This is a genomic window from Martinezella calliandrae (assembly GCF_030272695.1).
Lineage (GTDB): Bacteria > Pseudomonadota > Alphaproteobacteria > Rhizobiales > Rhizobiaceae > Rhizobium > Rhizobium calliandrae.
Genome location: NZ_JARFYN010000015.1, coordinates 41678 through 65271 on the forward strand (window position 1 = coordinate 41678; position 23594 = coordinate 65271).

24 protein-coding genes, 1 tRNA gene and 2 pseudogenes are annotated in these 23594 nt (G+C 59.8%); 13 read left to right on the forward strand and 14 right to left on the reverse strand.

Annotation, left to right across the window (positions count from 1 at the left end; genetic code table 11):
• The first annotated feature begins 92 nt into the window (after window positions 1–92).
• Window positions 93–182: transfer RNA gene (locus tag PY650_RS13690), tRNA-Ser, on the forward strand.
• A gap of 83 nt (window positions 183–265) precedes the next feature.
• Here the strand turns inward: PY650_RS13690 and PY650_RS13695 are convergent.
• Window positions 266–616 carry an ArsR/SmtB family transcription factor gene (locus tag PY650_RS13695; protein WP_285879837.1) on the reverse strand — a complete coding sequence of 117 codons (351 nt, stop codon included), beginning with the start codon at window positions 614–616 and terminating at the stop codon, window positions 266–268.
• 9 nt (window positions 617–625) lie between these two features.
• The gene (locus PY650_RS13700; protein WP_285879838.1) at window positions 626–1108 is read right to left on the reverse strand and encodes an SRPBCC family protein; all 483 of its coding nucleotides are present in this window, start codon (window positions 1106–1108) and stop codon (window positions 626–628) included.
• A gap of 250 nt (window positions 1109–1358) precedes the next feature.
• On the opposite strand from PY650_RS13700, the pseudogene PY650_RS13705 reads away from it, so the two are divergent.
• The 5 genes and pseudogenes from PY650_RS13705 (at window position 1359) to PY650_RS13725 (ending at window position 5055) form a co-directional block, all read left to right on the forward strand.
• Window positions 1359–2100: pseudogene (locus PY650_RS13705) on the forward strand (sulfite exporter TauE/SafE family protein).
• Between the two features lie 66 nt (window positions 2101–2166).
• Complete coding sequence (locus PY650_RS13710) at window positions 2167–2973, forward strand: alpha/beta fold hydrolase (protein ID WP_285879839.1); 807 nt, start codon at window positions 2167–2169, stop codon at window positions 2971–2973.
• 18 nt (window positions 2974–2991) lie between these two features.
• On the forward strand, window positions 2992–3114 hold the full coding sequence (locus PY650_RS13715; protein ID WP_285879840.1) for a hypothetical protein: 123 nt from the start codon (window positions 2992–2994) through the stop codon (window positions 3112–3114).
• A 94-nt stretch (window positions 3115–3208) separates the two neighbouring features.
• Entirely contained in the window at window positions 3209–4330 is a 1122-nt protein-coding gene (locus tag PY650_RS13720; protein ID WP_285879841.1) for an alkene reductase, read from the forward strand.
• The gene (locus PY650_RS13725) at window positions 4327–5055 is read left to right on the forward strand and encodes an SDR family NAD(P)-dependent oxidoreductase (RefSeq protein WP_285879842.1); all 729 of its coding nucleotides are present in this window, start codon (window positions 4327–4329) and stop codon (window positions 5053–5055) included. The genes PY650_RS13720 and PY650_RS13725 overlap by 4 nt, the downstream gene beginning before the upstream one ends.
• Window positions 5056–5095: 40 nt before the next feature.
• Here the strand turns inward: PY650_RS13725 and PY650_RS13730 are convergent, their stop codons facing one another.
• A complete protein-coding gene (locus PY650_RS13730; RefSeq protein WP_285879843.1) occupies window positions 5096–6124 on the reverse strand; it encodes an aldo/keto reductase in 1029 nt (342 codons plus the stop codon).
• Window positions 6125–6221: 97 nt separating this feature from the next.
• Window positions 6222–8390 (reverse strand): mechanosensitive ion channel family protein, encoded by a 2169-nt coding sequence (locus PY650_RS13735; protein WP_285879844.1) that lies wholly within the window; start codon window positions 8388–8390, stop codon window positions 6222–6224.
• 181 nt (window positions 8391–8571) lie between these two features.
• Here PY650_RS13735 and PY650_RS13740 point away from each other — a divergent pair, with 181 nt between their 5' ends.
• Complete coding sequence (locus PY650_RS13740) at window positions 8572–9636, forward strand: DUF1444 domain-containing protein (RefSeq protein ID WP_285879845.1); 1065 nt, start codon at window positions 8572–8574, stop codon at window positions 9634–9636.
• Here PY650_RS13740 and PY650_RS37375 read toward each other — a convergent pair.
• The 10 genes and pseudogenes from PY650_RS37375 to PY650_RS13780 form a co-directional block, all read right to left on the reverse strand.
• Complete coding sequence (locus PY650_RS37375) at window positions 9531–9851, reverse strand: tetratricopeptide repeat protein (protein ID WP_432761526.1); 321 nt, start codon at window positions 9849–9851, stop codon at window positions 9531–9533. The two genes, PY650_RS13740 and PY650_RS37375, sit on opposite strands and share 106 nt — an antisense overlap.
• A pseudogene (locus tag PY650_RS37380) lies at window positions 9828–9911 on the reverse strand (SEL1-like repeat protein); the annotation flags it as partial. The pseudogene PY650_RS37380 and the gene PY650_RS37375, both read right to left, overlap by 24 nt.
• Before the next feature lie 83 nt (window positions 9912–9994).
• Window positions 9995–11299 (reverse strand): nicotinate phosphoribosyltransferase, encoded by a 1305-nt coding sequence (pncB, locus tag PY650_RS13745; RefSeq protein WP_285879846.1) that lies wholly within the window; start codon window positions 11297–11299, stop codon window positions 9995–9997.
• A 193-nt stretch (window positions 11300–11492) separates the two neighbouring features.
• Window positions 11493–11768 (reverse strand): hypothetical protein, encoded by a 276-nt coding sequence (locus PY650_RS13750; RefSeq protein ID WP_285879847.1) that lies wholly within the window; start codon window positions 11766–11768, stop codon window positions 11493–11495.
• A gap of 74 nt (window positions 11769–11842) precedes the next feature.
• The gene (locus PY650_RS13755) at window positions 11843–12802 is read right to left on the reverse strand and encodes a 2-hydroxyacid dehydrogenase (RefSeq protein WP_285879848.1); all 960 of its coding nucleotides are present in this window, start codon (window positions 12800–12802) and stop codon (window positions 11843–11845) included.
• Between the two features lie 12 nt (window positions 12803–12814).
• The gene (locus PY650_RS13760; protein WP_285879849.1) at window positions 12815–14452 is read right to left on the reverse strand and encodes an ABC transporter ATP-binding protein; all 1638 of its coding nucleotides are present in this window, start codon (window positions 14450–14452) and stop codon (window positions 12815–12817) included.
• Entirely contained in the window at window positions 14449–15600 is a 1152-nt protein-coding gene (locus PY650_RS13765) for an ABC transporter permease (RefSeq protein ID WP_285879850.1), read from the reverse strand. Before PY650_RS13765 ends, PY650_RS13760 begins: the two co-directional genes overlap by 4 nt.
• On the reverse strand, window positions 15600–16691 hold the full coding sequence (locus PY650_RS13770; protein ID WP_285879851.1) for a microcin C ABC transporter permease YejB: 1092 nt from the start codon (window positions 16689–16691) through the stop codon (window positions 15600–15602). The genes PY650_RS13765 and PY650_RS13770 overlap by 1 nt, the downstream gene beginning before the upstream one ends.
• Before the next feature lie 172 nt (window positions 16692–16863).
• Window positions 16864–18705: an extracellular solute-binding protein gene (locus PY650_RS13775; RefSeq protein WP_285879852.1), complete on the reverse strand. Its 1842-nt coding sequence runs from the start codon at window positions 18703–18705 to the stop codon at window positions 16864–16866.
• A 110-nt stretch (window positions 18706–18815) separates the two neighbouring features.
• A complete protein-coding gene (locus PY650_RS13780; RefSeq protein ID WP_285879853.1) occupies window positions 18816–19451 on the reverse strand; it encodes a TetR/AcrR family transcriptional regulator in 636 nt (211 codons plus the stop codon).
• A gap of 35 nt (window positions 19452–19486) precedes the next feature.
• Here PY650_RS13780 and PY650_RS13785 point away from each other — a divergent pair, with 35 nt between their 5' ends.
• The 6 genes from PY650_RS13785 to PY650_RS13810 all read left to right on the forward strand — a co-directional run bounded on the left by PY650_RS13785 (window position 19487) and on the right by PY650_RS13810 (window position 23467).
• Complete coding sequence (locus PY650_RS13785) at window positions 19487–20056, forward strand: hydrolase (RefSeq protein WP_285879854.1); 570 nt, start codon at window positions 19487–19489, stop codon at window positions 20054–20056.
• A 144-nt stretch (window positions 20057–20200) separates the two neighbouring features.
• Window positions 20201–21247, forward strand: coding sequence for a penicillin-insensitive murein endopeptidase (mepA, locus tag PY650_RS13790; RefSeq protein WP_285879856.1), 1047 nt, complete (start codon window positions 20201–20203; stop codon window positions 21245–21247).
• Between the two features lie 121 nt (window positions 21248–21368).
• Window positions 21369–21749: a methylglyoxal synthase gene (locus PY650_RS13795; protein ID WP_285879857.1), complete on the forward strand. Its 381-nt coding sequence runs from the start codon at window positions 21369–21371 to the stop codon at window positions 21747–21749.
• Window positions 21750–21782: 33 nt separating this feature from the next.
• Window positions 21783–22808, forward strand: a complete 1026-nt coding sequence (locus PY650_RS13800) for a glucokinase (RefSeq protein ID WP_285879858.1) — start codon at window positions 21783–21785, stop codon at window positions 22806–22808.
• 34 nt (window positions 22809–22842) lie between these two features.
• The gene (locus PY650_RS13805; protein ID WP_285879859.1) at window positions 22843–23040 is read left to right on the forward strand and encodes a penicillin-binding transpeptidase domain-containing protein; all 198 of its coding nucleotides are present in this window, start codon (window positions 22843–22845) and stop codon (window positions 23038–23040) included.
• Window positions 23000–23467 (forward strand): penicillin-binding transpeptidase domain-containing protein, encoded by a 468-nt coding sequence (locus PY650_RS13810; RefSeq protein WP_285879860.1) that lies wholly within the window; start codon window positions 23000–23002, stop codon window positions 23465–23467. Before PY650_RS13805 ends, PY650_RS13810 begins: the two co-directional genes overlap by 41 nt.
• Window positions 23468–23594 lie beyond the last annotated feature (127 nt).

Genomic DNA, 23594 nt, shown 5'->3' on the forward strand with positions numbered 1-23594 from the left:
TCTGTCAGATTCGGGTTGATCCTGAGAAATTCATCGGTATATATCGCGGCCGTTCCGACGATTTGCCTCCTGACCGGTTGCGAAACGCCAAAGGACAGGTGGCCGAGTGGTTTAAGGCGCACGCCTGGAACGCGTGTGTACGTGAAAGCGTACCGAGGGTTCGAATCCCTCCCTGTCCGCCATCCCACGTTACACTATCCACCAGGGGTTCCTGCCTCCGGACTTCGTCCCCTTCCGGCTGCCCAATATCTTAGGCCCGCCTGCCTCAGGCGTCGTTTTCTACAAACTCCGTCAATCGTTCCAACCGCTGGTCCCATTGCGCCGAAATCCAGTCGAGGTAGGTACGCACGATTGCAAGCTGCTGGGCTCGCAGTCGCCACTGCCGGTCCCGCCCTATTCGATCACTGTCCACGAGGCCGACATCTTCGAGCACATGCAGGTGCTTGGTGACGCCCTGACGGGAGACACCTTCGGCACATTGCTTCAGCTCAATGGTGGGAAGCGGCCCATCTTTGCATAGTCGGGCGACTATTGCCAATCGGACCGGATCACCCAAAGCAGAGAAAAGCTGCGCGGCGCCCGGCAAGTTATCGGCGCTGTCGCCGTGGTTCAGCATGGTGGCGCCTCAGGATTGCTCGTCAAGAGCAAGATACTTCTCAATCAGCTTGGTCTGATGTGCCCAGCCAGCGTCGTTGCCATCCCTGGCCGCCGTCCGCCGATCAAGCGGAAGCTGTTCGAAACCCGACTCGGTAATGGTGAGCAGGGTGCCACCATCGACCTGCGCAAGCTCGAATGTCACGAGCGTCATGGGCTCGCTGGAATAGTCCGAGTTGGGATCAACAGCACCCGGATGCCAGCGGAACGAGAACAGCGTCATAGGCACGATCCGCTCTACCATCACACGCCAGGGAAATCCCACATACGGCTCCTGGAGCCGGGCAACCTCCGGATCAACCTTTGTCGGAGCAATCCGCCCAATTGCTTCCTTTCCGCCGTCGATCTCGACGCCGAACCATGCGCCAAAGGACGCCGAATCGCTGATGCCACGCCACACTCGTTCCTGATCTGCTTTAAGGACGATCTTCTTTTCAATTCGATCGGAATTCATGGGCAACCTCCTGGTTGCTCGTTTGTACTCCACTTAGATTTAACGCAACCATTTTGTTGCGTCTACGACTTCCTCTGGTGAAGAATGGCCCGCGCTGCTCGAAATGAAGGCCGACTTGATTCCATTCGCGCGCTTGCCAGGAGAGGGCGCCTTAGGTGGCTATAGGGTCGACACAGTTCCCATCTTCATTATCCTCGGACCGCTAGTATCCGCATGGCGAGGCAGGGACAGAATTGCCACAAATCAGTGCATGTCCGATCTATCTGCCTGGTTGATTCTCGCCCTCACGTTAACGTTCTTCCTCGCCGGCATCGTTAAAGGTATCACCGGTATGAGCTTGCCGACGGTCGCCATGGGGCTGCTTGGTGCGATCATGCCTCTGGTCGCTGCCGCCGCCTTACTGATCGTGCGTCCTTCATATCTAATGTCTGGCAATTGTTTGCCGGGCCGCGTATCGCTTCGCTCGCCGGAAGGCCGTGGCCCATGTTGCTCGGCATCTTGATCAGCACGATCGCCACCTCTTCGATTCTGGCGGGCGACAATACGCAGTGGACAACGATGGCGCTGGGCGCCGCCTTGATAATCTACGCCGGCTACACCCTGTTTGCCCGGCAATTGTCCGTGCCGAAGAGAGCGGAAGCCTGGCTATCGGTCCTCGTCGGCCTGATGACCGGCGCCATCACCGGCGGCACCGGTTTTCTTGTCATTCCTGCCGTTCCCTATCTTCAGGCGCTTGGATTGGCCAAGGACGATCTGATCCAGGCTCTCGGGCTTTCCTTCACGGTTTCAACCAGCGTCCTTGCGATCGGATTGGCGTCGCGCGGTGCCTTTCAGCTCGACAATCGATGTCCTCTCTCGCTGTAGCGCCGGCGCTGCTCGGAATGTGGCTGGGTCAAGCGGTCCGGCGGAAGGTTAGTCCCGCAACATTTCGCCGATGGTTCCTGCTATCACTCATCATCGGGGGCGAGTTTGCCCTTCGCTCGTTCTTCTAGCGCAGCATCGGCCTTCGAGTCCGGGGGACGATGCGCTATAAGGGCGAAACTTGGAGGGGGAGCAGCATGGAATTTCAGGACGACAATCTCGAAAAATTTGCGGCGGACGGCGCAGCACCGCTACCGGAAACAGATACCCAGGGTCATGTCGAACATGAGGGTGCACGTATCTGGTATGCCGCCTATGGCTCTGGCATGCCTGTCGTCCTGCTGCATGGCGGTCTCGGAAACAGTGGCAATTGGGGATATCAGGTACCGGCCTTGGTCGATGCCGGCTACCGCGCGCTCGTCATCGATAGCCGTGGCCATGGGCGCAGCACGCGCGATTCGCGGCCTTACAAATATGAGTTGATGGCATCAGACGTGTTGGCGGTGATGGACAGGCTGCACATCGAAAATGCTGCCGTCGTGGGGTGGAGCGACGGCGCATGCACGGGCTTGATCCTGGCCAGGACCAATCCGCAGCGCGTTGGCGGCGTATTCTATTTCGCCTGCAACATGGACCCCAGCGGTACGAAAGAATTCGTGCCAACGCCGATCATCGACCGCTGCTTTTCCCGGCACGTGAAGGACTACGCTGCCCTGTCGGCCACCCCGGATCAGTTCGATGGCTTCGTTCAGGCGGTGGGCCTGATGCAGAGGACGGAGCCGAACTATACCGCCGCCGATCTCGCCGAGATCAAGGCGCCGGTCGCGATCGTACACAGCGAGCATGACGAGTTCATCAAGCGCGATCATGCGGACTATCTCACCCGCAGCATCTCCGGCGCTGAACTTGTTCTACTACCGGGCGTCAGCCATTTCGCGCCGCTGCAGCGGCCAGCGCAATTCAACGATACAATACTGACTTTCCTTCGCGGGATTGCGGCGTAGCGACACGGGAGGCGCAGCATGCCCGACCCGCGCTGCGAGAAATCCGTGCCATGCTGCTCCGGCCAGCTCAGCGCGGAAATCCTCATCATTCGCATGTCGGTTGCGCGGGATTTCGTTGCGCGCGTCCGATTGTTGGAATAAATGATGCACGTCATATTAATACTCCCTAGACCGAACCGCCGCTGACCGGCCCTTCCGCCCAGGGAGCAAAATTCGCTCCAGGCAGGAGAATTTCATGACAGCTACTTTGTTTTCGCCGCTGGCCGTCGGTTCTTACGAGCTGGCGCATCGTGTCGTTATGGCGCCGTTGACGCGCATGCGGGCAAGCCAGCCAGGCAATGTGCCTTCCGCGATGAATGTCGAGTATTATGCACAGCGCGCGTCGATTGGCGGGCTGATCATTTCCGAAGGCTCGCAGATTTCGCAGGCCGGACAGGGCATGCCGGCAACACCGGGCATCCATACGCCAGAGCAGATCACCGGCTGGAAAGCGGTCACCGACGCGGTTCATGCCAAGCGCGGACGGATCTTCCTCCAGCTCTGGCATGTCGGCCGCATTTCTCATTCCTCGCTTCAGCCCGGCGGCGCCCCGCCCTTCGCCCCCTCGGCTATCGCAGCTGCCGGGCATGCTTTCACGGCGTTGTTCGAGCGCGCCCCCTTCGAGACGCCGCAGGCGATCGATACCGATCTGATGCCCCTGCTGATCGAAGTCTACGGACAGGCTGCTGCCAATGCGAAGGAGGCCGGCTTCGACGGCGTCGAAATCCACGGCGCCAACGGCTATCTGATCGAACAATTCCTGCAGACCCGTTCGAACCGACGCACCGACCAATACGGCGGATCGATCGAGAACCGGACGCGCCTGTTGCTCGAAGTGGTCGAAGCCGTGTCTGCCGTCTGGGGGTCGAATCGCGTCGGCGTCCGCCTCTCTCCCTTCGGCATCGCGAACGATAGCGGCGAGGACGATCCGCTGCGCCTCTACGGCCATGTCATCCGCGAGCTCGACCGGCTTCACCTTGCCTATTTGCACCTGATAGAGCCGCGCGCCAGCGGCGCGGGCCAGGCGGAAGTCGATCACAAGAACGTGCCGTCGGCAGCCGAGCTCTTCCGCCCCGCCTGGTCCGGAACTTTGATCGCCGCCGGCAATTTCAAGCCCGAGACCGCCGAGGCCGCCCTCGCCGCCGGCCATGCCGACGCCATCGCCTTCGGCCGCCTGTTCATCGCCAATCCGGACCTGCCGGAGCGCATTCGCCGCGGCGCAAGCCTCAACCCCTATCATCGCCCGACCTTTTACGGCGGCGGCACAGAGGGCTATACGGACTACCCGACATTGAATGCGAGGGAGGCTGCGGAATGAGTGTGCCAAGCGCCATCATCGTTGGAGTGGGAGCACAACAAGGCCTTGGCGCAGCACTCTGCCGGCTGTTGGCCGACAAAGGCTACCACGTCTTTATCGCCAGCCGGACGCTGGAAAAGATCGCCAAGGTCGCCGACGCCATCAACGCCTCCGGCGGCAGTGCTGAAGCCATTGAAACCGATGCCACCGACGAGGCCGCCGTGAAGCGGCTCTTCGAGCATGCTTTTGCGCCGCAGGACGAGATCGATCCGCCCGACTTCATCGTCTTCAATGCCGGTATCAACCGTCACATCGGCTTTCGTGGCGTCACCGCCGCCGAATTCGAGGAATTCTGGCGCATCTGCTGCTTCGGCGGTTTCCTCGTCGGGCGAGAGGCGGCCAAACATCTCGTGCCCTTCGGGCGCGGCACGGTGATCTTTACCGGCGCTTCGGCGAGCCTGCGCGGCAAGGCCGGTTTTGCGCAGTTCGCCGCCGCCAAGGCAGGCCTAAGGATGGTTAGCCAGAGCATGGCGCGGGAATTCGGCCCGGTCGGCCTGCATGTCGCGCACACCATCATCGATGGCGGCATCGACGGCGAAAGATTGCGGTCGAGGCGGCCGGATGTGCAGGCAGACACTCTACTTAATATCGATGCCATCGCCGAGACCTACTGGCATATCCACCGCCAGCATCCCTCCGCCTGGACGCAAGAGATCGATCTGCGTCCCTACAAAGAAACCTTCTGAGGCCGGCGCTTCCCTCGCGCCGACCTCATCATAAAAATCCTTAGCCGGCGGGAAAGGGATTGCGTTCACTGAAGCCGCGCTGATGCCAATAGGGATAGGCGGGCGTCTGAGCGCTGGCGGCGTCGAGGCGGGCGACCTGTTCCGCGGTCAGGTTCCAGCCGACGGCGCCGAGATTGTCGCGCAGCTGACCTTCGTCGCGGGCACCTACGATGACGCTCGATACCGTCGGCCGCTGCAGCAACCAGTTCAATGCCACCTGCGGAATGGTCTTGCCTGTTTCCTTAGAAACCCCGTCGAGCGCATCGACCACGGTATAGAGATACTCATCATCCACCTGCGGACCGAGGTCCCCCGTTTTATGCAGGCGGCTAACTTCCGGCAATGGCTGGCCTCGGCGGATCTTGCCGGTCAGACGGCCCCAGCCAAGCGGACTCCATACGACGGTGCCGACCTTCTGGTCGACGGCAAGAGGCATCAGCTCCCATTCGTAATCGCGGCCGACAAGTGAATAATAGGCCTGATGCGCGACGTAGCGCGGCAGATTGTGACGATCGGCCGCCGCCAGCGACTTCATCAAATGCCATCCAGAGAAATTCGAGCAGCCGACATAACGGATCTTGCCAGTCCGTACGAGATCGTCGAGCGCCGACAGCGTTTCTTCGACCGGCGTCATGGCGTCGAAAGCATGCAGCTGGAAGAGATCGATATAGTCGGTCTGCAGCCGCTTCAGTGAAGCTTCCACCGACTTGACCAAGTGGAAGCGCGAGGAGCCGACATCATTGGGCCCATCGCCGAAGCGGAAGGTTGCCTTGGTGGAGATCAACAACTTGTCGCGACGACCCTTGATGGCCTCGCCCAATACCTGCTCGGCAACGCCACCGGAATAGACGTCGGCGCTATCGAAGAAGTTGAGACCGCCATCGAGGCATATGTCGATCAGGCGGCTTGCCTCACTGACGTCGGTGGCGCCCCAGGCGCCGAAAAACTCGCCTTTGCCGCCAAAGGTGCCGGTACCGAAGCTGAGGACCGGCACGCGAAAGCCCGATCCGCCGAGATAGCGATAGTCCATAACATAACCCTCCAAATGAGATGGATGCAGCAGAAATTGCGCGCGGAACGAACCGCACTAGGCTGGGCCGCACTCGTACCCGGGTGATGTATGGCCGCTACCCCGCTTGTTCAACACCTTCGACGCTCGCCACCCGCATCTCGACCACCTGGCGGGCTGCCGCGGCGGCGGCGTCCTTGTCGCTTGCGACCTGCACAGTCGGGACAGCAAAATGGATGTCGTTTTCATCGAAAGCCTGCTTGACCATCGCCAAGGCGCTGCGCCGGATGACGGAGAGTTCACCGGGCTTGGTGGTGATCGCCAGCCTGATTTCGATCGCAAAATCGCTGAACTGCTCGACACCCTTCATCTTCAGCGTCTGGATGATGTTTGGCGCCAATTCCGGATCGTCGAGCAGCCGTTGACCGATCTCCTTGATGATCCGCTTGGTCTTCACCAGGTCGGTGTCGTAGGTGACCTTCAAGATGATTTTGTCGATCGCCCAGTCGCGGTTCATGTTGTTGACCGCACCAAGCGAGCCGAAGGGCACGGTTGCGAGCGGACCGCGCTGATGGCGCAGTTTCACCGAACGCAAGCTGAAGGATTCCACCACGCCCTTATGATTGCCGCTTTCGATATATTCGCCGATGCGGAAAGCATCGTCCCAGAGATAGAAGATGCCGCTCATGACGTCCTTGACAATGGTCTGCGCGCCGAAACCGACGGCCACGCCCACTACGCCAGCGCCGGCGATCAGCGGCCCGATCTCGATGCCGAGGCCCGACAGCACCATCATGATGGCGATGATGCCGATGACGACGGCAAGGATATTGCGGAAGATCGGCAACAGGGTGTGCAGCCGGGCACGCTGGGACTTCAACTCCTCGCTGTCGCTGTCGAGCGGCACGGACGCCGACAGTTTGGCGTTGATGTAGGTCTTGGAAAGATGCCAGAGCAGATCGGCGGCCAGCAGAATGACGATGCCACCGAGAATGCCGCGGGCGACACGGTCAATCATGGATTCAGGGGGCCTCATCATCATTGCCGCCTCGACGCCGAGCATCCGGCCCAGCCAAAGGGCAGCTAGCGCGATGATGATCGCACGTACGCCGCGGTCCAGCAGCACCCTGGCGACGTTGCCGGCGCCGAGAGCACCGCCTGCCGAATCATGCAGCGCCTCTACAGCCCGCGATGATACCGAGAGGGCACGCGGCAGCAGAATAGCATAAATGCCGAGCCAGAGCAGAGCGTTGAAGCCAGTCACCCACAGACACCAGAGCGCGGCGAAATAGATCGTGAGCAGCCAGGAGACAACCTTTCTGCCATGCGCGCCGGGATGGACAGGGCGCGACCAGACAGCCCCTACGGCGATCAGGAACAGGCCGATGCCAAGCGTATAGCCGATGAGATCGCTGGCGCCGTCTGAAAAGCCAAGCGGTATCATGGCTTGCGTCACTGCCCAGCCGCAGGCGAAGTAAATGACAAACAGGGTGCTGCGCTGATACCAATATTTCGCCACAAGCCGCCGCTCGGCGATGCGGGCAGCGCCGCCGTCCTCATCGAGAATGTCGTTCGCCTGACGCATTGCAATCAGCTCCAACAGCAGTCTGCCGAGTGAGGTCGCCAACCTTATGGAGACGAGCGCGATGACGCAGGCGATCGCAAAACTTTCGATGATCGGCGGCCAGTCGAAGACAAGAAGCGGAACCAGCGTTGCCACGCCGTGAACGATAGCGGGCACGACGCCGCCCATGAACTGGAACCGAGCAGCTTGAAGTTCCGTCTCGACGCCGGCCACCCTCTCGGTATGCTGCATGTGTTTGATATTGATCAGGCGCGCGACAACCAATTCAGCCACGAGGCCAAAGAAAAACAGCACCAACGCTTGTATGCCGATGCGCAGCCTGCCTGCTGCCTCTCCCTCGTGTTCAAGTTTCTGAGATGCTGTCATTACCTCGGAGGGCAATGTCATCGCGGCGCCCGACACGGTCTCCAAATGGCGTCGGGTGTGGCCAAGCGTGTCCGACAACTCCGACATTTGGCCCCCGCCGTTCGTGCCGGGATTGCCGGCGAAAACGGCTGGGGGGGTTGCCTGCGACTGAAGCCATTGCTTGACGTCAGGTTCGTTCATTAACAGGATGAGTTCCCGGACCTTTTGCGGCGGTGGCGCCGCAACGGCCGATGGTGGCGCAGCGCTTTGCGCCAGAGCCGCAACCGGTACGGCAAATGTGAATAGAAATATAAGCAGCGTTCCGATTGACAGCCTGCCAGCCCCAATAACACCCATATGCCATGCCCTTCCCGCAATCGGCCGATCAATCCCCTTTTGCAGACTACCCGATCGGTCCGCCTTTGTAGCTTATACGACTGTTTAGTGCGAACAAGCAGGCACTTACCCGAGTGGATCGTCAGCCGGCATCGGCATTGCGCGCGAGCCGCCGCCACGTTAGGCTTCGCAGAAATACCGTTTGGTACCTTGGGGAGGCACGCAGATCGAGCCGCCAGCCCCGCCCAAGCCTCAACTCGCCGACAAGCCAGCGATCAAGAGCCTCGACCTCAACATCCCCGATGAAGCGCTGCAAAACGAGGCACGCTTTGCCGCCTACCTGCAAGAACGCCTGCCCTTTTTCGGCGATGTTATCAAATTCGACTATGATCCGGGCGCCGGCAGCCTGACGCTGCACAGCCGCAACGGCGACAAGATGACGAAATTCCTGGGCAACGCTCTGCTGGCGCTACCCGAAAAGCAAGGGCAGGCGCGCGCTGAGGGCCTGCTCAACTATCTCAACATAACCGAAGCCTGGGAAGGCGCAGGCGAACTCCACAAGGTGCTGCCGGTGCTGAAATCGCGCAGCTTTATCGACGTGGCACGGCAGCAGATGCTGCAGGCGGTCAAGGGTAGATCCGACCCGCCGCAATTCGTCTATCTCCATGAGCCCGAAAATCTGGTCAGGCTTTTTGTCGTCAACGGCGGAACTACAGTCAGCTATGTGATGACCACCACATTAGACGGCTGGGGCAGCGATGTCGGTGAATTGGCGAAGACGGCGCAGGACAACCTCCATAAATTCCTGGCGAAGGCCGGCGTCCAGGTCGCCAAACGCAGCCAGTTCCAATATCTCGAGATCGACGGCCAATTCGAATCCCGCGTCGCCTTCCTGCCGAAATTCTGGGCGCAGGTGCAGGACCAGTCCGGCGGAGCAACGCCGATCGCGGCTTTCCTGTCACGCGATAAGGTATTCTTCACTCACGAATACGACGTTCAGGGACTGCATCTGCTCGAACTGATCAGCGCCGATCTCAGCGACGTGCCCTACGTGATTTCGCCGGATCAGTATCGCTGGGAGAACGGCAAATGGTCGCTGTTCAAGCGGGTGAAACGGAGCGAGAAGAGACAGGTTTATGCATGGACGCCTTCCCGCAAAATTCAATTTTTGGAAGAAGGCGGGCCATCCGCCGGCTTGGCCGTTTCGGAGGAACTGTCTGTAACTGCGGATGAAGCGGTTGTATCGGCTTCCCTGCGAGACCAATAAGCAGCCTCTGCCTCATCATGGGGGTGCGCACGTTCTGCATGAACAGTACGAAGACGTCGTTGCGCGCTGGGATCACCTCGTTCCGCAGCTTTCTTAAGCCACTTGATCGCCAGGTCGCTATCCTTGCGATTGTATTGCTCATTAGTATTGATATCAGCGAGGGAGAGTTGCGCGTCTAAATCGCCTTGTTCCCCGGCCTTTGAGAGCCAGTTTATCGCCTCATCCTCACCTCGGCTCACACCTTGGCCGCGCAGATACATCTCGCCGAGCCAATATTGCGCCGAGGCGGTTCCCCGTTCTGCCTCTTCGCGAAAACTATCGGCGACGCGGCCATGCGCTCATTCCAATAAAAGATAGGTTAAACCAGCACCTCTTGATCGACCCGATCTTCGGCGCCGAAGAATTTCAGATAGCGCTCCACCTCCGCGGGCTCGCCTGTCGCCTTCTGCGGATTGTCCGAAAGCTTGACGGCCGGGCGGCCGTTGGCTTCGATTACCTTGCAGACGATCGAGATAGGGTTGAGGCCATGGATTTCCGTGGGCGCGCAGCCGGCGAAATCATTGGTGAGGTTGGTGCCCCAGCCGAAGCCCATGCGCACTCGGCCCTCAAAGTGCTTGTAGGTGGCGATGATAGCGTCGACATCCAGGCCGTCGGAGAAGATCAGAAGCTTCTGGCGCGGGTCGCGGCCCATCTTCTTCCACCAGTCGATGATCTTTTCGCCGCCTTCGATAGGCGGCGCGCTGTCGGGTCGGAAGCCGGTCCAGTCGGCCACCCATTCCGGCGCATTGCGCAGGAACGAGGCCGTGCCGAAGGCATCCGGCAGAACAACCAGAAGATTGCCGCCGTAGAGGCGGTTCCAGTCGCGCAACACCTTGTAGGGCGCCTTGCCAAGCTCATCGTTCGTCTTTGCCAGTGCCGCCGCCACCATCGGCAGTTCGTGCGCATTGGTGCCGACAGCCTCGAGATCGGAATCCATGGCGAGAAGGACGTTGCTGGTGCCCGTGAAGGCATGGCTAACACCTTCCTTCAGCGCTTCGACGCACCAGCGTTGCCAAAGGAAACTATGGCGCCGGCGAGTGCCGAAATCGGAAATGCGCAGGTTCGGCAACTCCCTCAGCCGTTCAACCTTTTCCCACATCTTCGCTTTGGCGCGCGCATAGAGGACGTCGAGCGTGAAAGGACCAAGCGCCTTCAGCGCCGCGCGCGAGCGGAGCTCGTTGATGATGGCGAGTGCCGGAATCTCCCACATGGTCGTTTCCTTCCACGACCCGTGGAAGTCGAGAATATACTGCCCGTCACGCTTGGACAGCTCATACTCCGGAAGCTGGAAATTCGACAGCCAAGTCAGGAATTCCGGCTCGAAAATCTGGGCGCGACCATAGAAACTGTTACCTGCCAGCCAGATCATCTCCTTTTTGGCGAGCCTGATCGTGCGGGCATGATCGAGCTGCTCGCGCAATTCCTTCTCGTCGATGACTTCGGCGAGCCGGACGCTCTTCGTGCGGTTGATCAGGGAGAAAGTGGCGTCGACATCCGGATAAAGCTTCCAGATCATCTGCAGCATTAGGAGCTTATAGAAATCGGTATCGATCAGGCTGCGAATGATCGGATCGAGCTTCCAGGTATGATTATAGACACGGGTGGCGATATCCGTCTTCGTCATGTCGTTCCTGCCCGTCTCCCTGCGCCCCGGACGTCAAGCTTCACACCTCCAGCTCACTGGCGGCGGGTATAATGCTCTTCTTATCAAAAAAAGTTGAGCGAAAGTCCAGTCACTGAAAGAAAATTGATACTAAATCAAATCCGGCATCCCGGATATCGTCAGCGGGTGCCCAAGTTTCACTAGTGGGCCGAATTCAATATAACTGGGAATAGCCTTGAACCGGCGGGTTCGGCGGCGGGGCCTGATCCAGGGTCGCCGTCAAGGGCGCTGTGTGCGCGGCTTCATAACCACTCCACATTTCGGCCAGCGCCCAGACGATCGCTGTCAGGGCAAGTGCAATAATAAGCACCGCCAATACCCGGCGTCCCATATGTCCCTGCTTGGCCTCGGTCGCGGGCAATTCCTTGTCCTCATGAAGGCGCTGATCGGAATCCTCCCAATGGGTATGGGTTTCCAACTTCTGTGGCATGATTGCCTCCTTCCAGTGCCTTGTGGCAGCGTTCTCTGGAAACGGAGGCGGCTGTGGAAAGGTTCCGAGAGCGCTCAATACCCCCGGCTGCGATCCACGAGATATTGCAGCGGTTCGCCGCGTTCGAAGCGGCCGATCTGCTCCTCGACATGGCGCATCAACGAAATTTCCTCGGAGACGGCTGCGTCATGCGGAGTGATGACGACATTCTCCAGACCCCAGAGCGGATCATCCATCGGCAACGGCTCGACATCGAAGACATCGAGCGACGCGCCGCCGAGCACCCCAGTCTCGATCGCCGACACGATATCGGCGTGAACCTGGCTTTTGCCACGTCCGGCATTGATGAACACCGGCTTGCCCAGGGCACCGCCACGGCGAAGCCTGGAAAAAAGCGAGGCGTTGTAGAGCCCGGTCGTCTCTGGCGTCAGCGGCAGCAGGCCAACGAGAATCTCGGTGCGCGCGAGAAAGGCATCGAGCTCGCCGGCATCGAAGGTTTCCATGCCGTCGATCAGCTTTTTCTGCCGCGACCAGCCGATGACATTGAAGCCCAGGACCTTGAGCTTGGTGGCGGCATCGAGGCCGAGAATGCCGAGACCCATGACGCCAACCGTCACTTCGCGCGCTTCCGGTGCCGGAAGATGACCCCACACGCGCTTGCGCTGGTGCCTGAAGTGACCGAAGGCGTCGCGCAGATGCATGAGGCATTGCAGCACGACCCATTCGGTCATGCGCACTGTCAGGCTGCGGTCGACGAAGCGGACAATGGGAATGTCGGGCAGGCCAGGGATATTCAACATGGAATCGACACCGGCGCCGCCGGAAAAGATCACCTTGAGGTTGGGCGCGCGCTGAAAGAGATCCGCGTCCGGCTTCCATAGGAGGGCATAGTCGACTTGGCTCAGATCCGCGCCTTTGCTCGCGGAATCGGCGAGATTGATGCTGCCGCGATCGGCAAAGGCGGTTTTAAGGACTTTGGCGATGGCCTCAGGCGAGAATTTGAGATCGACGAGAACGGGGCTTTTGACTGGCATGGCGATTATCTTTTATTGCTGGACGACGGCGGTGGGTACCGCCTCGATGTTGAAGGCGGCAGCGAGAAGCGCCTTGGTGTAATCCTCTTTAGGCGCGCGGAAAATCTCCGTTGACGAACCCTGCTCCACAACCTTGCCGAAGCGCATGACGATCAAATCGTTGGCAAGCGCCTTCACCACCTTCAGGTCGTGACTGATGAAGAGGTAGGCAAGATCATGGCGGCGCTGCAGGTCGCGAAGGAGATCGACCACCTGGGCCTGCACGCTCATGTCGAGCGCCGAGGTCGGCTCGTCCAGCATCACGAAACGCGGCTTCAGCACCATGGCGCGGGCAATGGCGATACGCTGCCGCTGGCCGCCGGAGAATTCATGCGGGAAACGCCAGCGCGTCAATGGATCGAGACCCACCTCCTCCAGCGCCCAGCAGACGCGCTGATCGCGCTCTTCGGCCGACAGGGATTGCTCATGCACTTTAAGTCCCTCAGCAATGATTTCGCCAACCGACATGCGCGGGCTCAGCGATCCATAGGGGTCCTGGAAAACGACCTGCAGCTGATTGCGCAGCGGCCGCATCTCCTTGAAGGAATAATTGGCGATATCCTTGCCGACAAAGCTTATGCGGCCTTTGGAAGAAATCAGACGAGCAAGCGCCAGGCCGAGCGTCGTCTTGCCGGAGCCGGACTCACCGACGACGCCGAGCGTTTGGCCGGCCCTGAGCCTCAGATCAATGCCGTCGACCGCCTTTACATGGTCGACCACCTTGCGCATCAGGCCGGCCTTGATCGGGAACCAGACTTTGATGTCGGAGCCTTCCATGACCACGGGCTTGCTGATATCGCCCCTCGGCGGCTCGCCGCGCGGCTCGGCGGCAAGCAGATGGCGGGTATACTCATGCCGGGGATTTGCAAAGACCTCCTCGACCGTGCCGGTTTCGACGATGCGGCCCTTGGTCATGACACAGACGCGATCGGCGAATTTGCGGACGATGCCGAGATCGTGGGTGATGAACAGCATCGACATGCCATGCGCACCCTTGAGGTCGCGCAGCAATTGGAGGATCTGCGCTTGTACCGTTACATCGAGCGCCGTTGTCGGCTCGTCGGCGATCAAGAGCTCTGGCCGGTTGGCTAGCGCCATGGCGATCATGACGCGCTGGCGCTGGCCGCCGGATAGCTCGTGCGGATACGCCTTGAGACGCTTTTCCGGCTCGCGGATGCCCACCTGGTTCAGGAGATCGAGCGTGCGGCTGCGGGCCGCCGGGCCGACCACGCCCTGGTGCAGCCCCAGGATTTCGCCGATCTGCTTTTCGATGGAGTGAAGCGGATTGAGCGAGGTCATCGGCTCCTGGAAGATCATCGTGATGTCATTGCCACGGACGGCACGCAGCTCGCTATCGGACGCCTTCAGCAGGTCCTTGCCTTTAAACAGGATTTCGCCGGAGGGATGGCTGGCGGACGGATAGGGAAGCAGCTTCAGGATCGAGTTGGCCGACACGGATTTGCCGGACCCGGATTCGCCGACCAGTGCTAGGACCTCGCCCTTGGCGATATCAAAGGATATGCCATCGACGGCGGTCGAAGTTTCGCCACCTTGGTGAAAGGCGACGGACAAATTGCGGACGGAGAGCAATGGGGTTGGGTTTCCGCTCATCGGAACGTCTTCCTCGGATCGAATGCGTCGCGCACCGCCTCACCGATGAAGATCAGCAGCGACAGCATGATCGACATCGTGAAGAAGGCGGAAAGGCCGAGCCAGGGGGCCTGCAGGTTGGATTTGCCCTGCGCGATCATCTCGCCAAGCGAGGGCGAGCCGGGAGGCATGCCGAAGCCCAGGAAGTCCAGCGAGGTCAGCGTCGTGATCGAGCCAGAGAGGATGAAGGGTACGAAGGTCAGGGTCGCGACCATCGCATTCGGCAGCAGGTGGCGATACATGATGGTGAGATTGTTGACGCCGAGCGCGCGGGCGGCTCGCACATATTCGAAATTGCGCGCTCGCAGGAATTCGGCACGGACAACACCGACCAGGCCCACCCAGGAGAACAGAAGCAGGATGCCGAGAAGGATGAAGAAGCCGGGCGGCAGAACCGAAGCGATGATCAGCAGGATGTAGAGCACCGGCATCGAGGACCATATCTCGATGAAGCGCTGCAGGAGAAGGTCGGTCCAGCCGCCGAAATAACCCTGGATGGCGCCGGCGGCAACGCCGACGACCGCCGAGCAGATGGTTAGCGCCAGACCGAATAACACTGATATGCGGAAGCCATAGATCATGCGCGCCAGTACATCGCGCGCCTGATCGTCCGTGCCGAGCCAATTGAGATTGCTCAAAGTGCAATTCGGATCGGCGGCACCCTTTTCATAGCCGGAGCATCGCTGTTCCTTGCTCATCAACCAGAAAGGCGGGGTCGGGGCAGACATTCCTTTCGGAAGATTCGAATTGGCGGTCTGATAGGAATAGTGGATCGGCGGCCAGATCATCCAGCCATTGGTGTTGATCTCGTCCCTGATATCTTGTGCGCGATAATCCGTCTGCGCGAGGAAGCCGCCGAACCTTTCCTCGGGGTAGTCGATGAAGACCGGCATCAGGATCTCGCCCTTGTAGGAAACGAGAATCGGCCGGTCGTTGGCGATGAATTCTGCTCCAAGGCTGAGAACGAACAGAATCAGGAACAGCCAGAGGGACCAGTAACCGCGACTGTTCGCCTTGAAATTCTGCCAGCGGCGAACGTTGGTCGGGGAAAAGAGGCCCCGGCGCGGCGGCTTTATCGTTGTCGGGGTTGACTTGGTTGCTGCATCCATCAGACATCCCTCCGCTCGAAATCGATACGCGGGTCGATCCAGGTATAGATCAGGTCCGAAATCAGGCCGACGACAAGGCCCAGCAACGAGAAGATATAAAGCGTCGCAAAAACGATCGGATAATCGCGTTGGACGACGGAGAGGTAGCTGAGGCGGCCGAGACCATCGAGCGAGAAGATGTTCTCGATCAGCAGCGAGCCGGTGAAGAAAGCGGAGATGAAAGCGCCAGGGAAACCGGCAATGACGATGAGCATGGCATTGCGGAAGACATGGCCGTAAAGAACCCGCCGCTCGCTCAGCCCCTTGGCGCGGGCCGTGATGACATATTGCTTCTTGATCTCCTCGATGAAGGAATTCTTGGTCAACAGCGTCGTGGTGGCAAAGGCGGCGAGCGACAGCGAAATCAGCGGCAGGACAAGGTGCCATAGATAGTCGATGATCTTCTGCCACCAACTGAGATCGGAAAAATTGTCGGAGACAAGGCCGCGGAGCGGAAACCAATCGAAGAAGGAGCCGCCTGCGAAAAGCACGATCAGCATGATGCCGAAGAGGAAGCTTGGAACGGCGTAGCCGATGATGATGACACCTGATGTCCAGACATCGAAGGTCGATCCATCCTGTATCGCCTTGCGAATGCCGAGCGGGATGGAGATGGCGTAGGAAAAAATCAGGATCCAGATACCGAGCGAGATCGACACCGGCAGCTTCTGCCCGATGAGATCGATCACCGTCGTATTGCGGAAGAAGCTTTCGCCGAAATCGAAGCGGATATAGTTCCACATCATCTGGCCGAAGCGCTCGAGCGGCGGCTTGTCGAAGCCGAACTGCTTGTCGAGCTTGGCGATCAGCTCCGGATCGAGCCCCTGGGCGCCGCGATATTTCGAACTACTGTCATCGGCGGCCTGCTGGCCGAGCAGATCTGTGCCGCCCGAGAGGCGGCCGGTAGCATTGTCGGCCTGGCCGGTCAACTGCGCGATGACCTGCTCGACGGGGCCACCGGGCGCAAATTGCACGATGGTAAAGGAGATCGCCATGATGCCGATGATGGTCGGGATCATCAGCAGCAGACGTCTGAGTATATAGGCGCCCATCAGCCCGTCACTCCCTCATCGAGGAATATGCCTGCTCTCGCCTCAACCCATCTGTCGTTCAAGTCGCTTGTTCCCTTCGGCCGGATACAGCCGGCGCAGTCATTTCATGCTGAAATTGCCGAATCGGCATCGCGCATTTGGAGCCCAGCCTGTTCATCATTGCAAGAGCCGCTCACTTGCCCGCGTTCTTCGACCACCATGTCTCGGGAAAGCCCATCGAATATTCTGGAAGGTTGGCTGGATGTTCGAATTTGTCCCAATAGGCGATGTGGAAGCTGGTGGCATAGAACAGCGGAACGACATAGTGGTGGGCCAGCAGCACGCGGTCGAGCGCCTTCGCCGAGGCATCTTTCTCGGCAACGTTCTTGGCAAGGATGACCTTGGTGATCAGCGCATCAATGCCGGGATCGACGATGCCGGCATAGTTGCGGGAGCCTTGGCGGTTGGCGGAAGACGAACCCCACATGTCGATCTGTTCGTTGCCCGGATTGAGTGTCTGGGCCCAAACACTCCAGATCATGTCATAGTCGAAGCTGCGGACGCGATTGATATATTGCGATGAATCGACCGTTCTCACCCGTGCGTCGATGCCAATTTTCTTCAGGTTCTGCACATAAGGCAGCACCCACTTTTCCACGAAGGGGCTGCCGAGAAGGATCTCGATGGTAAAGGGCTGTCCGGTCTTTGCGTTGACCATCTGGTTGCCCTTGATGACATAGCCCGCATCCTTGAGAAGTGCGATCGCCTTACGAAGATTGTCGCGAGACTTCTGCGGATCGCCTCCTACAGGATTGCTGTACGGGGTCGTAAAGACCTCGGGCGGCACCTTGTCCTTGATCTCGTTCAGAATATTCAGCTCTTCCCCCTCGGGTAGGCCGGAGGACGCAAGCTTGGTGCCGAAGAAATAGCTGTCGTCGCGCCGATACACGCCATAGGCGACCGTGCGGTTGATCTCCTCGAAATCGAAGGCATAGTTGAGCGCTTCGCGTACCCGCTGGTCCTTGAACTGATCACGGCGCATGTTCGGAACCAGAGCCTGCATCACGCCCGTCGCGCGCAGCGGATTGGGCAAGTCTTCGCGCTTGATGCGGCCATCCTTGGCAGCGGGGAAATCATAGCCCGTTACCCAACGGCTGGCCATGTTGTCCTGCCAGAAATCAACGTTGCCGCCGCGAAAGCCTTCGAATTCCACATCGTCGTCGCCGTAATAGGCGTAGGAGATCACTCCGAAATTGTTCTCGCCGACGTTCACGGGCAGGTTCTTGGCCCAATAGTCGTCCCGCAACTCATAGCGGATGGTCGAGCCTGGGGCGACGGCCGCGATCTTATAGGGGCCGGAGCCCATGACCGGCTCCAGTGTCGTGCGCGAAATATCACGCGGCTTTCCGTCCGGCCCGGTGCCTTCCCACCAATGTTTCGGCACGATGGGAAGAAGCTGCCCCAGGATGAACGGCAGTTCGCGATTATTCTTCGCGTCGAATGTGAAGGTCACATCGCGGTCGCCGGTCTTTTCAGCCCGCAACACGTGCGCGTAGTAGCTCGTCATAAATGGATTGAGTTCTTTGCCCTTCTCGAAGCTGAAGATCACATCTTCGGGGGTCACCGGCGTTCCGTCGGCCCATTTCGCCTCCGCCCGCAACCGGAACGTCGCCTTCGATATGTCGTCCGGATAGGATACGCCTTCCGCCAGCAGCCCATAGGACGAGGCGACCTCGTCGTCGGCCGATTTCAGCAAGGTGTCGAACACCAGTCCTATGCCGGTGACGGGGTTGCCCTTCAATAGAAGGGGATTGAGCGTGTCGAACGTGCCGTTGCTCGAAAGCTTCAGCTCGCCGCCCTTCGGCGCGTTGGGATTGACATAGTCGAAATGCTTGAAGCCAGGTTGGTATTTCAAGTCACCGAGAATGGCCGTCCCGATCCTGAACTGCGGCTCGTCGGCGTGGGACGGCGCCGGCAGGGCCAGCAGGCACAAAAGAGAAACAACCAAGCCTGCTTTCAAACGCGACAATGCCATCAATGGTCCTCTGATGATGTGGTTGGAATCAAGCATAGGCTAAATGAGGGCGAAAAACAGGACGGAATTGCTCATCTCTTCGCGAACCGGCCGATTTCCGTTCCCTGAAATCAGGCCTTTGCCGCCGCTTCTTCGAGGCGCTTGCGCAGCATCAGGCGCAATTCGCGAACAAGGCGCCGATCTGAAGCCGCTTCCGGCTCGTTGGCGGCGACGACCGCTATGCGTAGCAGTTCGAGAACGATCGCCGACATCAAGACTACGTCGTCCGTGATCGGTGGCTCGGCCCGCCGCAGGATGGCGGAAATCAGCGCCTTCAGCTCCGCTCGCGAACGCATCTTGCGATCCTTCGGCACGTCGCGGCGGGTCGCAAGCACCGGATATTCCGGAAACTCTTTGATGAAAGCCCCGAGCCTATCGAAGATCGCCTCGCCGCTATCGGCAGCAGAACGGCCGCCGCTCTTTTCCGCGATGTCCTGAAGCACCGCTTTCAGCCGCTCAAGCCGATCGATATGCAGCGCTTCGGCGAGCAGCGGCTTGGTGGGAAAGAATTGATAGAGCGAGCCAATCGACGAGTGCGCTTCAGCGGCGATCTCCGTCATCGTCGCGGCGTCATAGCCCTTCTGAACAAAGATTTTCGCCGCCGCTTCCAAAAGAACAGCAACGCGATCACGACCGCGGCGACGCTTTGGAATACGCGTCTGCGGCTCCTCGCTTGATTTTTGCGAGGATTCTCTCATATTTGTCATTGTGAGGATACCCTCATATATTCCGGAGCCCCCTGATGCCTCTTTACGATCCCCAAACTACCGCACTCATCTCCATCGATCTGCAGGGCCTTGTTCTCAGCCGCCCGCTCGCACCCCACTCTGCGCAGCAGATCGTCGAGAACACGGCCGCCATCGCCAGGAAACTGAAAGCCGACGGCGGAACCACAGTCTTTGTGACCGTTGGATTTTCCTCAGACTATGCTGACGCTGTCAACCAGCCTGTGGACGAAAGCTTCAGCTTTCCGGAGGGAGGTTTGCCGCCAGCTGCTCTGGCAGCCCCTGCCCAAATTGCTGCGATGACGCCTGACGTCGCCATCGTAAAGCGCCAATGGAGCGCCTTTTACGGCACCGAACTCGACCTGCAATTGCGCCGCCGCGGCGTCAAAACGGTGATCCTCACGGGTGTCGCGACCAATTTCGGTGTCGAATCAACAATTCGCGATGCCTACGCAGCCAATTATGCCGTCCTCGTCGCCGAGGACGCGGTGACGACCTTTTCGCAGGAAATGCAGGATTTCGCCTGCACAAAGGTGTTGCCGCGGCTATCACGCATCCGCAAGACGGCGGAAATTCTGGCCAACTGATCATGCGCTTAGCGGTCCGGGCAGGCAAAATGCGGCGGTTCATTAGCATCAAGCGATAGAACACGGATTCACCAAAATCGCCTTTCAAGGTAGATTGGCGCGGAAATCATTTCGGCCACCGCCGACAGCCATTCAAGGAACCACATGATTCCCCTCCTGGTTCGGACCCTCAACACCCTCAGCAAATATGCCCTCGCCGCGACGATCGGCGCGGGTCTCGTCAGTAGCGAGGGAGCGGCACAGCAAGTGACCCCGACGCCAGGCAGCGCCAAAGCAATTTTCGGGGCTGTGACACTGCCCACCCAGGGACCGCCGCTATCGATCGGCTTCTACGCCAAGGGCTGCCTTTCCGGGGCCGTGGCGCTGCCGGCCGATGGACCGACCTGGCAGGCAATGCGCCTGTCGCGCAACCGCCGGTGGGGACGGCCGGAGATGATCGCGCTCATCGAACGCCTGTCGCGCGACGCCGCCAAATATGACGGCTGGCCGGGTCTTCTGGTGGGCGACATCTCACAGCCGCGCGGCGGGCCGATGTTCAACGGCCATGCCTCGCATCAGATCGGTCTCGACGCGGATGTCTGGCTGACGCCGATGCCGGCGCGGACGCTGACCACGGCCGAGCGCGAAAGCCTGCCTTTCACCACCATGCTCGAAAAGAACAAGTTCCTGACGGTCGACGACAAGGTTTGGACCACATCGCGCGCCCGCCTCCTTATGCGCGCCGCCAGCTATCCCGAAGTCGAACGCATTTTCGTCAATCCGGCAATCAAGAAGAAAATGTGCGAGACTTGGACTGGCGACCGCGCCAATCTCGGCAAGCTTCGCCCGGAATACGGCCATGACTCACATTTCCATATCCGCCTCCGTTGCCCCACCGGTTCCGCCGGCTGCAAGCCACAGCCACCTGTTGCCGCCGGCGATGGCTGCGACAAGCCGCTCGCCTGGTGGTTTACGCCCGAGCCGTGGGCCAAGCCGAAGCCCGGTGCAAAGCCACCGGCAAAGCCGCGCGAGGTCATGGTTTCCGATCTGCCGAAGGCCTGCCAGACGGTGCTCGACGCATCTCCCGTCGCCTCGGCCGCTGTGGCTACCTTCGGCGCCAAGGCCGCTGCGGGGCCGGCCGCTACCAGCGCAATACCGGTTTCCAGCGCCGGAACAGGCAGCACACCGCCCGACAGCATCCCGCAGCAGTAATGGCGGCAGGGCCGTTGCAACCGGCTTGACCCGTCTTTCAAAGGGGTGATTCTTGGTATAGAAGGCGGATAAATCGATTATAGGTCTATTGCGTTAAAAGTCTGGGGCGGAGTGGGAGTTCATGGCCGGCGGCAAATGCATCGCGCTGATCGCGCATGATCAGAAGAAGGATGCAATGGCGGAATTTGCGCGCCGCAATCAGGATTCGCTCGCGGATTCGCATATCGTTGCCACCGGCACCACCGGCGGTCGCGTCCTCGATGTTTGCCCCGGCCTCAAAGTCACCCGCATGAAAAGCGGTCCGCTCGGTGGCGATCAGCAGATCGGCGCCATGATCGCGACCGGCGAGATCGATATGCTCGTCTTCTTCATCGACCCGCTCACCCCGATGCCACACGATGTCGACGTCAAGGCATTGACGCGGCTGGCCGTTCTCTATGACATTCCAATGGCTCTCAACGAAGCCACCGCAAAACGCCTGATCAAAACACTGAACCATTAATCCGCCTTACGGCGGCTGACCACGGACCTCGCCATGCCCAAGCTCAATCACAGCGAAGCCCCTATGCCCTTTCCTATCCTGATCGGCGATATCGGGGGAACCAACGCGCGCTTTTCCATCCTCGTCGATGCCTATGCAGAGCCAAAGTATTTCCCGAATGTGCAAACCGCCGATTTCGAGACGATCGACGAGGCGATTCAACAGGGCGTCCTCGACAAGACCTCAATAAAGCCGCGTTCGGCGATCCTTGCCATGGCCGGGCCGGTTCGGGGCGATGAAATTCCGCTGACCAATTGCGACTGGGTGATCCGCCCGAACACCATGATCGCCAATCTCGGCCTCGAGGACGTGCTCATCATCAATGATTTCGAAGCCCAGGCGTTGGCGATCGCTGGCGTGTCCGAGGAGCATCGTGCGACCGTCGGCGAAACATCGGAAGACATGATCGCCTCTCGCGCGGTACTCGGGCCGGGCACCGGCCTCGGCGTCGCCGGCCTCATCCATGCCCAGCATACCTGGATCCCCGTGCCGGGCGAGGGCGGACATATCGATCTCGGACCGCGCAGCCCGCGTGATTTTCAGATCTGGCCGCACCTGGAGCCCATCGAGGGCCGGATCTCCGCCGAGCAGATCCTTTGCGGCCGTGGACTGCAGAACCTCTATCACGCGATCTGCAAGACCGACGGCATAGAACCTATGCTCGCCCAACCCGCCGATATCACGACCCATGCGCTCGCCGGCACCAACGCTCAGGCCGAAGAGACCGTGACACTGTTCGTCACCTATCTTGGTCGCGTCGCCGGCGACATTGCCTTGATCTTCATGGCGCGCGGCGGCGTCTATCTTTCCGGCGGCATCTCGCAGAAGATCCTGCCGGCGCTGCACAAGCCGGAATTCCGCGCCGCTTTCGAAGACAAGGCGCCGCATAGCGCGCTGTTGAAATCGATCCCGACGCATGTGGTTACCCATCCGCTCGCCGCACTAGCAGGCCTCTCCGCCTATGCCCGCATGCCGGCCAATTTCGGCCTGGCGACCGAGGGCCGCCGCTGGCGGCGTTGATCCAGAGTACAGCACCACATCGCTACACACGGCGATGGGTTTCGATTCAGGCTTCCTGAACGACGAGCATGCGCCGCTGCTGGCGTACCGCAAGGGCTACGTCGATTGGCACGGTGCCGAATGGCGCCAGCCGGCGGACCCTGCCCGATGGATCGAATATTCGGTGGTCTGGTTCTCGCAGCAGGTAACGCATGTGCTCGGTATGGACCGAGCTGCACGACTACGCGGTTAAGTTTCGGTACGGCAATGCCGACTTCTCGGGCGCCCCCGGAAAGAACAATGGGCTCGACCACGTCTGGATCGGCTCTTCACTGAAGATTTCCCCACTCGAACAGACCGCCTTTCTCGGAAAGCTCGTCTTTCGACAACTGCCGGTGAGCCCACAGGCTTTCGACGTGACAAAGCGGATCATCGAAGTTGCACCGCTGAGCAACGGCTGGGACATTCACGGCAAGACTGGTTCGGCGCGTCCCGGGGGAGCCGCCGATAAAGCCTATCCTTACGGACGGTTCGTCGGATGGGCGGAGAAGGGCGATCGCCGGCTTGTATTCGCGCGGCTCACCCAGGACGAAAAGAAGGAGCCGCAGACACCCGGAGTACGAGCACGTGACGCCTTTTTGAAGGAGCAGCCTTCCCTTATAATGCAGGTGGCTCCTTGACCTGCCTCTTAACCAGAGCGGCAAGCCATAACTAGCCAAAGCCGTCCTAACTCTTTATAGACCCGCGGTAACAGTGCCATATACGGCCGCTTGGTTTGAGACAGGAAGCCGATTTTTGAAGTCGCCC

Coding starts and splice junctions, on each gene's coding strand:
- PY650_RS13730 (WP_285879843.1), bottom strand. CDS start 6,124: ATGGACTATCGCTATCTCGGCGGATCGGGCTTTCGCGTGCCGGTCCTC.
- PY650_RS13805 (WP_285879859.1), top strand. CDS start 22,843: ATGGGTTTCGATTCAGGCTTCCTGAACGACGAGCATGCGCCGCTGCTG.
- PY650_RS13785 (WP_285879854.1), top strand. CDS start 19,487: ATGCCTCTTTACGATCCCCAAACTACCGCACTCATCTCCATCGATCTG.
- PY650_RS13765 (WP_285879850.1), bottom strand. CDS start 15,600: ATGGATGCAGCAACCAAGTCAACCCCGACAACGATAAAGCCGCCGCGC.
- PY650_RS13780 (WP_285879853.1), bottom strand. CDS start 19,451: ATGACAAATATGAGAGAATCCTCGCAAAAATCAAGCGAGGAGCCGCAG.
- PY650_RS13720 (WP_285879841.1), top strand. CDS start 3,209: ATGACAGCTACTTTGTTTTCGCCGCTGGCCGTCGGTTCTTACGAGCTG.
- mepA (WP_285879856.1), top strand. CDS start 20,201: ATGATTCCCCTCCTGGTTCGGACCCTCAACACCCTCAGCAAATATGCC.
- PY650_RS13750 (WP_285879847.1), bottom strand. CDS start 11,768: ATGCCACAGAAGTTGGAAACCCATACCCATTGGGAGGATTCCGATCAG.
- PY650_RS13715 (WP_285879840.1), top strand. CDS start 2,992: ATGCCCGACCCGCGCTGCGAGAAATCCGTGCCATGCTGCTCCGGCCAG.
- PY650_RS13795 (WP_285879857.1), top strand. CDS start 21,369: ATGGCCGGCGGCAAATGCATCGCGCTGATCGCGCATGATCAGAAGAAG.
- PY650_RS13755 (WP_285879848.1), bottom strand. CDS start 12,802: ATGCCAGTCAAAAGCCCCGTTCTCGTCGATCTCAAATTCTCGCCTGAG.
- PY650_RS13710 (WP_285879839.1), top strand. CDS start 2,167: ATGGAATTTCAGGACGACAATCTCGAAAAATTTGCGGCGGACGGCGCA.
- PY650_RS13810 (WP_285879860.1), top strand. CDS start 23,000: ATGTGCTCGGTATGGACCGAGCTGCACGACTACGCGGTTAAGTTTCGG.
- PY650_RS13775 (WP_285879852.1), bottom strand. CDS start 18,705: ATGGCATTGTCGCGTTTGAAAGCAGGCTTGGTTGTTTCTCTTTTGTGC.
- PY650_RS13700 (WP_285879838.1), bottom strand. CDS start 1,108: ATGAATTCCGATCGAATTGAAAAGAAGATCGTCCTTAAAGCAGATCAG.
- PY650_RS13725 (WP_285879842.1), top strand. CDS start 4,327: ATGAGTGTGCCAAGCGCCATCATCGTTGGAGTGGGAGCACAACAAGGC.
- PY650_RS13735 (WP_285879844.1), bottom strand. CDS start 8,390: ATGGGTGTTATTGGGGCTGGCAGGCTGTCAATCGGAACGCTGCTTATA.
- PY650_RS13770 (WP_285879851.1), bottom strand. CDS start 16,691: ATGGGCGCCTATATACTCAGACGTCTGCTGCTGATGATCCCGACCATC.
- PY650_RS13800 (WP_285879858.1), top strand. CDS start 21,783: ATGCCCAAGCTCAATCACAGCGAAGCCCCTATGCCCTTTCCTATCCTG.
- pncB (WP_285879846.1), bottom strand. CDS start 11,299: ATGACGAAGACGGATATCGCCACCCGTGTCTATAATCATACCTGGAAG.
- PY650_RS13695 (WP_285879837.1), bottom strand. CDS start 616: ATGCTGAACCACGGCGACAGCGCCGATAACTTGCCGGGCGCCGCGCAG.
- PY650_RS13760 (WP_285879849.1), bottom strand. CDS start 14,452: ATGAGCGGAAACCCAACCCCATTGCTCTCCGTCCGCAATTTGTCCGTC.